General features: G+C 60.0%; 9 protein-coding genes. 2 read left to right on the top strand and 7 right to left on the bottom strand.

Annotated elements, in window-relative coordinates; genetic code table 11:
* Window positions 1-21 precede the first annotated feature (21 nt).
* Genes B723_RS06195 through B723_RS06185 form a run of 3 tightly spaced genes read right to left on the bottom strand, consistent with a single transcriptional unit; the run spans window position 22 to window position 5,239 of the window.
* The gene (locus tag B723_RS06195) at window positions 22-3,075 is read right to left on the bottom strand and encodes an efflux RND transporter permease subunit (RefSeq protein WP_017335884.1); all 3,054 of its coding nucleotides are present in this window, start codon (window positions 3,073-3,075) and stop codon (window positions 22-24) included.
* Window positions 3,072-4,139, bottom strand: coding sequence for an efflux RND transporter periplasmic adaptor subunit (locus tag B723_RS06190; RefSeq protein WP_017335883.1), 1,068 nt, complete (start codon window positions 4,137-4,139; stop codon window positions 3,072-3,074). The genes B723_RS06195 and B723_RS06190 overlap by 4 nt, the downstream gene beginning before the upstream one ends.
* The gene (locus tag B723_RS06185; RefSeq protein WP_017335882.1) at window positions 4,136-5,239 is read right to left on the bottom strand and encodes an efflux RND transporter periplasmic adaptor subunit; all 1,104 of its coding nucleotides are present in this window, start codon (window positions 5,237-5,239) and stop codon (window positions 4,136-4,138) included. Before B723_RS06185 ends, B723_RS06190 begins: the two co-directional genes overlap by 4 nt.
* A 112-nt stretch (window positions 5,240-5,351) precedes the next feature.
* Here B723_RS06185 and B723_RS06180 point away from each other — a divergent pair, with 112 nt between their 5' ends.
* Window positions 5,352-6,548, top strand: coding sequence for an AAA family ATPase (locus tag B723_RS06180; RefSeq protein WP_017335881.1), 1,197 nt, complete (start codon window positions 5,352-5,354; stop codon window positions 6,546-6,548).
* Between the two features lie 714 nt (window positions 6,549-7,262).
* Here the strand turns inward: B723_RS06180 and B723_RS06175 are convergent.
* From B723_RS06175 to B723_RS06160, 4 genes are all read right to left on the bottom strand, one after another.
* Window positions 7,263-8,045 (bottom strand): MetQ/NlpA family ABC transporter substrate-binding protein, encoded by a 783-nt coding sequence (locus B723_RS06175; protein WP_017335879.1) that lies wholly within the window; start codon window positions 8,043-8,045, stop codon window positions 7,263-7,265.
* A 240-nt stretch (window positions 8,046-8,285) separates the two neighbouring features.
* Window positions 8,286-9,215: a sigma 54-interacting transcriptional regulator gene (locus B723_RS06170; protein WP_017335878.1), complete on the bottom strand. Its 930-nt coding sequence runs from the start codon at window positions 9,213-9,215 to the stop codon at window positions 8,286-8,288.
* Between the two features lie 56 nt (window positions 9,216-9,271).
* Window positions 9,272-9,853 carry an alpha/beta hydrolase gene (locus B723_RS06165; protein WP_017335877.1) on the bottom strand — a complete coding sequence of 194 codons (582 nt, stop codon included), beginning with the start codon at window positions 9,851-9,853 and terminating at the stop codon, window positions 9,272-9,274.
* Between the two features lie 420 nt (window positions 9,854-10,273).
* Window positions 10,274-11,347: a fatty acid desaturase gene (locus B723_RS06160; protein WP_017335876.1), complete on the bottom strand. Its 1,074-nt coding sequence runs from the start codon at window positions 11,345-11,347 to the stop codon at window positions 10,274-10,276.
* A gap of 100 nt (window positions 11,348-11,447) precedes the next feature.
* On the opposite strand from B723_RS06160, the gene B723_RS06155 reads away from it, so the two are divergent.
* Entirely contained in the window at window positions 11,448-12,452 is a 1,005-nt protein-coding gene (locus tag B723_RS06155; protein ID WP_017335875.1) for an AraC family transcriptional regulator, read from the top strand.
* The last annotated feature ends 21 nt before the right edge of the window (window positions 12,453-12,473 follow it).

Here is a 12,473-nt window from a genome sequence, read left to right as displayed (position 1 = left end):
CTGCGATCTTTTTGCTTTTGATCACGCTGCCTCTTTCTTCGGCTCGCGAATCTTGTACCAGGCCACATACAGCGCCGGCAAAAACAGCAGCGTCAACAACGTCGCGATGATGATGCCGCCGATCATCGCGTACGCCATCGGCCCCCAGAACACTTCCCGGGCAATCGGGATCATCCCCAGGCTCGCCGCCGCGGCCGTCAGCAGAATCGGTCGGCGCCGGTGTTCCGTGGCTTGCGCCACCGCGTCCCACGGCGACAACCCCTCTTTCTCCAAGGCGTCGATCTGCGTCACCAGAATCACCGAGTTGCGGATAATGATGCCGATCAGCGCCAGAATCCCGAGGATCGCCACGAACCCCATCGGCGTGCCCGTGGGGATCAGCGCCAGCACCACGCCGATCAAACCGAGCGGCGCGACGCTGGCGACCAGGAACAGCTTCTGTACGCTGTGCAACTGGATCATCAGGAAGGTCGCCATCAGGAACAGCATCAACGGCACGACCTTGGCAATCGGCCCTTGGGCCTTGCCGCTTTCCTCGACGGTGCCGCCCGTAGCGACCTTGTAGCCCACCGGCAACGATGCGGCGAACTTGTCGATGTCAGGTTTGAGTTGTTTCACCAGATCGGTCGGCTGAATCTCGTCGCGCACCGCTGCCTTGATGGTAATGGTTGGCTTGCGGTCGCGACGCCACACCAGCGGCTGCTCCATTTCATAGCGCACGGTGGCGAAGGCCAGCAGCGGAATCGAGTTGCCGCTCGACGTGACAATCTGCAGGTTCTGCAAGGTTTCCGGTGTACCGCGCTCCGCGTCCACCGCGCGGCCAACGACGTTGATCAGGTAGATATCGTCATCGACCTGCGTCACCGGCGCACCGACCACGATACTGTTCATCAGGTTGGCCACGTCTTCCGACGACAGCCCCAGTTGCCGCGCCTTGTCCTGGGCAATGTCGATACGCAGGACTTTTCCGGGCTCGTTCCAGTCGTAAATGATCTCGCCGATGTGCGAGTTCTTGTCCAGCTCGGTGGCCAGGGCGATGGCGTGTTTGCGCACCTGGTCGATGTCCTTGCCGCTGACCCGGTACTGGATCGGTCGCCCGACAGGCGGGCCCATTTCCAGCGCCTGGACGTAGCTGCCGATGCCGACGAAGTCCTTGCGCAAGCGCTCGCGCAAACGCTGGCTCAGGGCTTCTCGCGATTCCAGGCCCTTGCTGACGATGACCAATTGCGCGTAGTACGGGTTTTGCAATTGCTGGTCGAGCGGCAGGTAGAAACGGATCGCGCCTTCGCCGATGTAGGTGCTCCAGCGGACGATGTCCGGGTCGTCCTTGAGTGTCGCTTCGAGCTTGTCTACGGCTTTGCGGGTTTCGGCAATCGAAGCGTTTTGCGGCAGGTTCAGGTCGACGAGGATTTCCGGGCGGTCGGAAGACGGGAAGAACTGGTTTTGCACGAACTGCATGGAAAACACCGACGCCACGAACAAGGCAATGGTGATGCCGATGGCCCACCAGCGATTGCGCATGGACCAGAGCATGCCGTAATTGAAGGCACGGCCGATGCGGCCGGGCTCGGCGTTGTGAGGTTTCACGTTGGCACTGAGGATGTGCACGCCGATCACCGGCGCGAACAGCACCGCGACAACCCAGGACACCAGCATGGCCACGGCGATCACCGCAAACAGCGTGAAGGTGTACTCGCCCGCCGAACTGGCGTTCAGGCCGATCGGTACAAAACCGGCCACCGTTACCAGCGTACCAGTGAGCATCGGGAACGCGGTCGAGGTGTAGGCGAAGGTGGCCGCCTGCTCTTTGGTTTCGCCCATCTCCAGGCGGGTGACCATCATCTCGACCGTGATCATCGCGTCGTCCACCAGCAGGCCAAGGGCGATGATCAAGGCGCCGAGGGAAATACGCTGCATGGTGATGCCGCTGTATTCCATGAAGACGAAGACCATCGCCAGCACCAGCGGAATCGAGCACGCCACCACCAGCCCGGCGCGCACGCCGAGGCTTACAAAGCTGACCACCAGCACAATCACCACCGCTTCAAACAGCGCGCTGGTAAAGCCCCCGACGGCCTTTTCGACCACGGCCGCCTGGTCGGAAACGTTGTACACACCGACGCCCACCGGCAAGTCAGCGGTCAGGTCGGTCATGCGCTGGTGCAGCGCCTTGCCGAAATCCTGGATGTTGCCGCCCTTCTTCATGGCGATGGCCAGGCCGATGCCCGGGTGACCGTTGAAGCGAAACTCCGGCGTCGCCGGGTCGACATAACCCCGGCTGATATCGGCAATGTCGGCCAGACGATAGAAGCGATCATTGAGCCGCAGATTGACGTTTTCCAGATCTTTCTCGGAAACGAATTGCCCTGTGGTGCGCACGGAAATACGCTCCGGCCCGGCCTCGATCACCCCGGCCGGCGTCACGGCGTTTTGCGATTGCAGGCTCTGCACGACCTGACGCTGATCAATGCCCAACGCCGCCAGTTTGCGGGTGGAGAAGTTCAGGTACAGCACTTCGTCCTGCTCACCCACCATCTCGACCTTGCCCAGGCCCGGCACCTCACGGATCTCGGCGCGGACCTGCTCGACGTAGTCGCGTAACTGGCGCATCGACAAACCGTCGGCGGTGAAGGCGTACACCGAACCGAACACATCCCCGAATTCGTCATTGAACCCCGGCCCTTGCAGGCCTTTGGGGAAGTCGCCGCGAATGTCGTTGATTTTCTTGCGCACCTGGTACCAGATTTCCGGGATGTCCTTGGCGCTGGTGGTGTCACGCAGGTTGACGAAGACCGTCGATTCACCGGGGCGGGTGTAACTTTTCACGTAGTCGAGGGAATCGAGCTCTTCGAGTTTTTTCTCGATGCGGTCAGTGACTTGCTTGAGGGTTTCTTCCTGGGTCGCACCCGGCCAGCGGGTCTGGATCACCATGGTCTTGATGGTGAACGAGGGGTCTTCTTCGCGGCCGAGGTTCAAGTACGAGAACACGCCCATCAGCAGCGCGATGAACATCAGATACCAGACAAACGACTGATGCTTGAGGGCCCATTCGGATAAGTTGAAGCTCCCTTTCATTGTGGGCCGTCCTCGTCGATTTTCACTTCCTGCCCCGGTTTCAGGCTGTTCACACCGGCACTGACAACGCGCTCGCCGGATTTCACGCCGTTGGCCAGGACCATCATGGAATCGGTACGGCTGATCAGGTTGATGTCACGCGGGGAAACGGTTTGGGTCTGTGGGTCGATGACCCAGATTCGCGATTTGCCATCGACTTCTTGCAGCGCGGTCAGGGGCAGTTCGATACGCGGTTTGATGGCCGAGCTGAGGGTCACGCTGATCGCCGTGCCCAGGCGAAAACCCGGTGGCGTATCGGTCAGGGTCAGGCGGGCGCGACGGGTGCGGGTGGCGCTTTGGGCCTGGGGTTCGATTTCGCGAACGGTGGCGGTGGTGGTGATGCTCGGGTCCAGTTGCACGGCAACTTGAAACACCACGTCCGCCGGCAACTGATCGACCAGCGTGTCGGGCAAGTCGATCACCGCTTCCTTGATGTCCGGCTGCGCCAGGGTCACCACTTGCTGGCCGGCGGTCACCACTTGGCCGGCTTCGGCGTTCCACGCGGTGACGATGGCTTTGTGGTCAGTGCGCAGTTCGACGTAACCGAGTTGATCCCTGGCCTGATTGACTGCCGCCTTCGCTTGATCGAGGGAGGCCTGAGTGGTTTTCAGATCCGTCTGGGCGATGTCCAGTTGCGCCTGCGCACCGACCCCGCGATCGAACAGCTCCTGCTGGCGACGGGCGTTGGCCTGGGCGTTGATCAGCTGCGCTTGAACCTTGGCCAGATCGCCCTCGGCCGAGCGCAGCTGGTTTTGCTGATCCGTGGGATCGAGCGTGGCGAGCAAGGCGCCCTTCTCGACCTCGGCGCCAACATCGACGTTACGGCTGGCGATCCGCCCCGGCACGCGGAATCCGACATTGGTTTCGTAACGGGCCTGGATGCTGCCGGCGAAGCGGCCGAGATTTTCCTCGTCCAGCGCCAGCACTTTGATCGACAGCACCGGTCGCACCGGCTCCGGCGGCGGCTCTTGTTCCGAACAGGCCACCAGCATCACACCGGCGAACACCAGCAACAGGCGCTTCACGGCTGAGCCCCTCCGGCCAGGTCTTTATAGGTGTTTTCAGCAATTTCCACTTTCACGCCGGGGTGCAACAACTGGCCGCCAGCGATGACGACTTTTTCGCCGCCCTTCAAGCCATCGTTGATGATGACTTTGCCGGTCAGGTAACGACCGACCGTGACCGTATGCAACTGCGCCCGGCCTTCGTCATCCACCAGCCACACGGCCGGGTCGCTGAGGTTTTTGGTCAGGGCCGACCACGGCAGCTCAACCGCCGACTTGCCCGGCGTCTTCGCCGTGGCGCTGACGACAGAGCCGAGCTGCATGCCTTCCGGCAAACCATCAAGGGTGACTTTGACCTGCACCGTGCCGGTCTGCGCGGAAACGGCCGGAGTGATTTCCCGAACCGTGCCCGTGGTCTTGATGGCCGGGTTGTCGAGCAGGCTGACCACGATCGTTTTATCTTCGGGAGCCTCTGCCAGCAGCGATTCGTAGACGTTGAACACCGCATCACGCTCACCGTCCCGGGCGAGGCTGAAAATCGGCATCGTGGCCTGCACCACCTGGCCGACTTCGGCCTGGCGGGCGGTAACTATCCCCGGCGCGTCGGCGATCAGCGCGGTATAGCCCAGTTGTTCACGGGCATTGGCCAATTGCGCCTGGGCGGCCGTCAGCGCGCTTTGACTGCTGCGCAATGCGGCCTGTGCCGAGTCGTACTCGCTTTGACTGGTGTAGCCCTTGGGCAGGAGTTTTTGCTGGCGAACGAAGGCGGCGGCGGTCTGTTTGACTCGTGCCTGTTCGGCGACGACCTGCGCCTGGGCCGAGTCGACGTTGGTTTGCAGGTCTTTCGGGTCGAGTCTGGCGAGCACTTGTTTGGCCGACACCCGGTCACCGACATCGACCATACGCTGAATGATCTTGCCGCCGACGCGGAATGACAGTTCGGTCTGGACGCGCGCTTGAACATCGCCGGTCAGGGTCACGGATACGGCGTAATCAGCCGGTTTGACGGCCTGCACAAAAACCCGCGGACGGTCCTTTTCAACCTGGGGTTTTTCGCCGCAGGCACTCAACAGGACAAGGAGGCTCAGGCCAACCACTCTTTTCAATCCGGGACCAGCCATGCAGACTCCTTTGCGTTGTACGAACGTGCCAATGGCGATACGACTGTGAGCTTAGAACAGGGTTCAACAGGTGCACAGGTTTGCTGCACGCTTAGCAATCAGGAAGCTTCCCATGCTCAAAACCCTCGCGGTGGCCAATTACCGCTCGATCAATAAACTGGTGATCCCGCTGGGTCGTTTGAACCTGATCACCGGGCCGAACGGCAGCGGTAAGTCCAACCTCTACCGCGCGTTGCGCCTACTGGCGGAAACCGCCCAGGGCGGCGTGGTCAATGCGTTGGCCCGCGAGGGTGGGCTGGATTCGACGTTCTGGGCCGGACCGGAAAACATCACCCGGCGCATGCGTAACGGTGAAGTGCCGATCGAGGCGACCGTGCGTCACGGCGTCAAACGCCTGCGCCTGGGGTTTGCCGGCGAGGATTTCGGTTACTCGATCAGCCTCGGGCTACCCGAATCCAACGGTCATTTCATGTTACCCGGGCACAGTTCACCCATTCCGTCGCGGTTCAGCCTCGATCCGCAGATCAAGCGCGAATGCCTGTGGGCCGGGGCGTTCTATCGCCCAGCGAGCCTGCTGGTGGATCGCGACGGGCCGATGATCCGTACGCGAGCCAACCGCACCTGGGACGTGCTGGCACAGCACACGCCGGCTTTCGACAGCCTGTTCGATCAGGTCGGCAGCCTGCGTACCTCGCCCGAGGTTCTGGAGATGCGTGAGTTCATCCGCCGCTGGCGCTTCTACGATCACTTTCGCAGCGACGCCGACGCACCGGTGCGTCAACCGCAACTGGGCACCCGAACCCCGGTGCTGCACCACGACGGCAGGGATCTGGCGGCGGCGTTGCAGACCATTATCGAAATTGGCGACCCCGACGCGTTGAGCAACGCGATCAGCGATGCGTTTCCCGGTGCACGGCTGCATATCGAGCCGCTGGCCGGCGGCCGGTTCGCCATCGAGTTTTATCAGGAAGGGTTGTTGCGCCCCTTATCGGCGGCAGAGTTGTCCGATGGGACCTTGCGGTATTTGCTGTTGGTGGCGGCGCTGCTGACGCCGCGCCCGCCGACGTTGATGGTGTTGAACGAGCCGGAAACCAGCCTGCATCCGGACCTGTTGCCGGCGTTGGCGCGCTTGATTATCCGGGCATCGGAGCAGTGTCAGGTGTGGGTGGTGTCCCATGCGCGGCGGCTCATCTCGGCGTTGCAGGAAGACCCGGAATGCAACTGCATCGTGCTGGAGAAAAACCTCGGGCAGACCGGGATTGTCGGGCAACGGATGCTGGATGAACCGGCGTGGTATTGGCCGGATTAGGCGGCGCGGCAATTGACCACTTTAAAGGTATAAAAAGAAGATTTTGAATACCGTTAAAGCATATTGATATCACGCAAAAAACGATCCTGCGGATTTGCTGCGGCGCAGGAAGACGACTATTTTCCTTTTCGCTGTAGGAAGGATCTTTTTTTCGAAATAGCCTTCCAAGGACGCACAGCTTTTGGCCAGACTCCCGGCCGAACCATCACAAGGAAGAGAACATGGCTGACGTAAAAGTACCGCAGCGACTGGATCCGCAGGACATCGTGAAGTTGCTGATGGCGTTGCGCAGGGCGTTGAAGGCCAGGGTGGCCTGAGCGCCCTGGCAGCTCTGATTGCTCTGATTGCTCTGATTGCTCTGATGCTCTGATGCTCTGATGCTCTGATGCTCTGATAGCTCTGATGCTCTGATAGCTCTGATGCTCTGATAGCTCTGATAGCTCTGATAGCTCTGATAGCTCTGATAGCTCTGATAGCTCTGATAGCTCTGATAGCTCCTGATTTTGTGGCGAGGGAGCTTGCTCCCGCTCGACTGCGCAGCAGTCGCAAAACCAACCAACGCGGTGTACCTGCCGCCAGCTATTGGGGTCGCTTCGCAACCCCGCGGGAGCAAGCTCCCTCGCCACGGGTATATCTCACACCCAATAAAAAACGCCGACGCTAGTATCAGCCGTCGGCGTTTGAAACCCTGAAGGGGTTCGATGCTGCGTCGAATCAGAACGCCGGCAGTACCGCGCCGCTGTACTTCTTCTCGATGAACGCCTTCACTTCAGGGCTGGTCAATGCCTTGGCCAGTTTCTGGATGGCAACGCTGTCCTTGTTGTCCGGACGAGCCACCAGGAAGTTCACGTAAGGCGAATCGGCACCTTCGATCACCAGCGCGTCTTTGGCCGGGTTCAGACCGGCTTCCAGCGCATAGTTGGTGTTGATCAGGTCCAGGTCAACCTGGTCCAGAACGCGCGGCAGCATGGCCGACTCCAGTTCCTTGAACTTGAAGTTGTGCGGGTTCTTGGCGATGTCTTTCGGGGTAGCCAAGGCGTTTTTCGGGTCTTTCAACTCGATCAGGCCAGCCTTCTGCAGCAGGAGCAGGGCACGGCCGCTGTTGCTGCCTTCGTTCGGCAGCGCGATGGTCGCGCCGTTTGGCAGATCAGCCAGTTTTTTGTACTTCTTCGAGTAGCCACCGAACGGTTCAACGTGAACGCCGATCACAGTCACCAGGTTGGTGCCTTTGCCTTCGTTGAAGTTTTTCAGGTATGGCAGGGTCTGGAAGTAGTTGGCGTCCAGACGCTTCTGGTCAACTTGCACGTTCGGTTGAACGTAGTCGGTGAACACTTTGATTTCCAGGTCCACGCCTTCTTTGGCGAGGGTTGGCTTGATCAGTTCCAGAATCTCGGCGTGTGGGACCGGGGTCGCCGCGACCACCAGTTTCTCACCAGCCTGGGCCAGGCCCGCGGTCAGGGCAGCCGCCAGTGCGGTGAACAACAGAACCTTTTTCATGCAGTGTCCTTATCGAAAATCACGGTCGTCATCGACGACGGCTTGTTTAGTACGAGTGCCAGTGAAGTGCTATCGCTGGCGTGAGGCGGACAATACCGGGATTTTTTATTCCCGAACAATATCTTTTATTCACTTTCATATTCCATTTTGCTCATACAGTGCAGGAGCTGCCGAAGGCTGCGATCTTTTGATCTTGATTCGGCATTGCCAGGGTCAAAAGATCGCACGCTACGCCAGCGCCTACAGAAGCGCGGCGTCTTTCAGGAGTTGTTTCAAAGCGGTTTTCTCGCTGGCATTGCCTTTGCTGAGGATGAGTTCGAGTTGCTGCTCGATCTGCGTCAACGGCGCAGGCACCCCAGGCAGATTCAAATGCTCCGGCAAAATCTCGTCACCGGTACTCACCAGCAACGCAAAGTGAATGACGTTTTCCAACTCCCGTGTATTGCCCGGCCAGCTATGCGCCTCTAACAACTGTTGAGCCGCTTCGCTGATCAGCGGCACCGGCAAATCGAGTCGCTGGCTATAAATGCCGAGGAAATATTCTGACAGCGACAGGATATCGCCCACCCGTTCGCGCAAGGCCGGCAGTTCGAGTTGACCTTCACTGAGGTAGTGATAAAGCCGCTCATGGAATTTACCGGCAGCCACGGCTTGCGCCAGATCGATGCTGGTCGCAGCTACGAGACGTACGTCCACCGGGCTCGGTTGAGGTGCACCAACGCGGGTGACTTCGTGGTTTTCCAATGCGGCAAGCAACTTGATCTGGATCGGCAACGGCAGGTCGCCGATCTCGTCCAGATACAACGTGCCGCCATTGGCCGAACCGAACCAGCCGGCGCGACTGCTCGCCGACCCGCTGTAGCTGCCGGCCGCATAGCCGAACAATTCGGCGTCGGCGTAGGTCGGGCTGATCGCGCCGCAATTGACCGAGACGAATAGCCCACCGCGCTCACTGGCGCGATGGATGTGCCGCGCCAACAGCTCTTTACCGCTACCGGTTTCACCACGGATCAATACCGAAATCGAACGCGGCGCCAGTTGCTCCAGCTCCTCGCGCAATTGACGCGAGCGTGGATCAACGAACACCAGCGCCTTGGCGCGGATGCTCAGTGGACTTTTTTCTGCGTCGGGAAAGGTCAGCAGCGGCTGACCGAAGGCTTCAAAACTCATGGCAGGCTCCCGGCCAGAACCGCTGGGAGGCGGGGCCGTTTTAAAAAAAGGAAAGGCTAAGCGCGGCGCAGGGCGTGGTGTTCCATGCGGTTTTGCAGGCGATACAGATACGCAAAACCCTGCTCCCAACGCTGGTGACCGGACTTCACGTTGATGTGCCCGGCACCCGACAGAATCCCCGCCTCGGCGCCCCAGTTACGGGCCAGCTCCAGAGCACGCGGTGCACTGACAGCACTGTCGTTGTCGGAGCTGACAACCTGGCTCGGAAACGGCAAAAGGTCGGTCGGAATCGGGGCAAAATTACGCAGCGCCGGTGCGCAGGCCGGACGCTCGACGTCCGCCGGCGCGACCAGCAAGGCGCCGCGCACCTGACGCAGAAAATGCAGCGGTGCAGTAGCCGCCCAATGCGCGACCGTTATGCATCCCAGGCTATGGGCAATCAGGATCACCGGCGTGCTGTCGGCGGCAATCGCCTCGGCCAGCGCCGCGACCCAGTCTTCACGACGCGGGGTCAGCCAATCGGCCTGCTCCACCCGCGCGCTGTTCGGCAGGCTGTTCTGCCAGTGGCTTTGCCAATGATCTTCTGGCGATCCTTGCCAGCCCGGCACAATCAGGTAGCGAATTGATTCGTTGCGCATGGGGAACTCTCCTGCTGCGTGTCTGTTCCCGGTCGAGTATAGGGAGGAGAGTTATATTCGTTAAGGAATAAGAAGCTATTTATTAAGATCTTTATCGAATATGTCGCGCTTTCCTGTGGCAGCTAGCCTGCTAGCGAAAGCGGACTGTCAGTCATCCGCCGTATTCGCTAGCCAGGTTAGCTCCCACAAGGGGTTTGTGGTTTTCCTCAGGCATAAAAAAGGGGCCGCACCCTGCCAAGGAGACGGCCCCGGAAACTCAAAATCTGTAGCGAGATGATTGGCAGAAAAGTTTATCTAATAAAGGAATATTTAATTACTTTATTAGACCTTAATCGCATATGCCAACCATTCTCCAGACCACAACTTAGCGCCTCTTTGGGTCAATTTGATGACCAGCGTTTGAGTTTCCGGATGCATCGATCAAGCCCGAGCCGCACGCACTTCCTGCGGTTCGACGGCTTCCTTGCGAATAAAACGGTTTGCCCGCCCAAACGTCCCGAAATCATTGAAGCGCACCCCCATCTCGCGCATCACTTGATGCGCCACGGGCACGGTCATCTGGCGGATGTAAAACGGCTCCTTCACCACAAAATGATGGATTCCATGGCTGCTGCCAAAGTTGAAGCAGAACGCCTGCAACGGCCACATCCACCACGGGTTGAGTACCTGGGTTTGCTGAAGCACATTGCCCGGCTCCACATCGCCGTAGTAATGCATGTTCGAGCTGACGAAGTGCAGGCAAAACGTGCGCAACACGTTCGGGCCGATGATCACCACCGCCGCGATGTCGATCACCTGCATCACCGAGAGCGTGGTCGCTGACCATTCGATCGGTACCCCTAACAGGTGTGCGATGCCGTTGGCGGCGTGAAAACCAAGAAACACGTACCACGCGCCCCAATGCACCAGCGCGAGTGGCGCATAGACCTTCAAGGCGCGCTTGATGATGCTGAACTTGTGTTCCCACGTCTTGGCCCGCAGCATGCGGATGAACGCCGACATCACGTTATCGCCGACCATCAACAGCCGCGCAAAACCCCAGGGCTCGCCGTTGGTGATCGCCCGTTCTTCCATGTCGGTTTCCGTGCCGGAGACCTTGTGATGGTTGAGGTGCAGGTGCCGACGAATCCACGGGTTGATCGTGCTTGGCCGCGCCAGCCAGACCAGGCCCATCATCAGGTTGTGCGGCACGCGCTGTTTGCGAAAGTACATGCTATGAATCAGGTCGTGTTCCAGCTCATGGGTCAATGAGGCAAAGAACGCATTAAGCAACAGGCACACCCACCAGGCCATATGCCCGGTGAGATAGAGCGTCGCAGAGCCGATCATTCCGGCCATGGCGAAGGCCAGGATGCCCGCGCCCAAGGCGTCCTGATGGTTGAGAACCGGGTAGCGCCTACGCAGTTCAACCCCTCTGGCCAGCACCACTTCGCGAATATGCGCAGATCGCTGGGCGGCATTCAGTCGCTGGGGACTTGCAGAAGTACCTTCCATGCTTCCATCCTCTGGTTATTGATGTTCGCATCCTGCCTTGTGAACCCTCACAACGCGGTAGCCGTGGACGCCAACCTGTTGACCGGAAGCGCCAATCAGCATGACTGAACCGACCTCCCTCGCCAGCTGGACCCGCGCCCTGCGCAAGCAACTCGATGCGCTGGGCCTCGACAGCACCGCCCTGTGTCACCAGGCGGGGCTCGACCCGCAATTGATGGACGACCCGAACGCCCGTTACCCGTTGTCCGGCACCACGCGCCTGTGGGAAATCGCCGTGCAGGTCAGTGGCGACCCGGCGATCGGCTTGCGCGTCTCGCGGTTCGTCAGCCCGACCACGTTTCACGCGCTCGGTTATGCCTTGGTGGCCAGCGGCAGTTTGCGGGAAGTGTTCGAGCGCATCGTGCGTTATCACCAAGTGGTCAGCGATGCGTTAGAGCTTGAATTGAGCCGCACCGAAGATCGCTATCGCTTTCGCCTGAAAATCCCGCCAGGCAACCCGGCGCCGGCGTTCGAAGCCATCGACGCCTTCGCCGCCATTTACGTGCGTACCTGCCGCAACCGACTCGGTCGCGACTACGCGCCGCTGGCGGTGTACCTGCGCCGCCCGGAACCGGCCGACGCGCATCAATGGCACAAGGTCTTTCGCGCTCCAGTGTACTTTTCGGCCAGCGAAGACCGGCTGGAGTTTTCCCTGGTGGATTTCGACAGTCACCTGGACGACGCCAATCCGGAACTGGCGGAACACAATGAAACCGTGCTCAAACGCACGCTGGCGCAACTCAAACCCCTGACCTGGGAACGCAAGGTTCGCGACGCCATTGAAGAGCAATTGCCGGAAGGCGAGCCCAGTGCCGAGCACATCGCCCAGGCCCTGCACCTGAGTTTGCGCAGCCTGCAACGGCATCTCGCGGATGAGGGTTGCCGGTTCGATACGCTGCTCAATGAGAGCCGCGAAAACCTCGCGCTGCTGCACCTGCGCGACCCGCAATGCTCGTTGAGCGAGATCAGTTATTTATTGGGGTTTGCCGATACCAGCAGCTTCAGCCGCGCGTTCAAGCGCTGGACGGGGATGACGCCGGGGCAGTTTCGGGATGGGTTGCGGTGACAGGTCCAGACACCGCAGTAA

This window comes from Pseudomonas fluorescens NCIMB 11764 (assembly GCF_000293885.2).
GTDB lineage: Bacteria > Pseudomonadota > Gammaproteobacteria > Pseudomonadales > Pseudomonadaceae > Aquipseudomonas > Aquipseudomonas fluorescens_B.
Note: the sequence above shows the minus strand (reverse complement) of the source record. Positions and strands in the feature narration are given on the sequence as shown.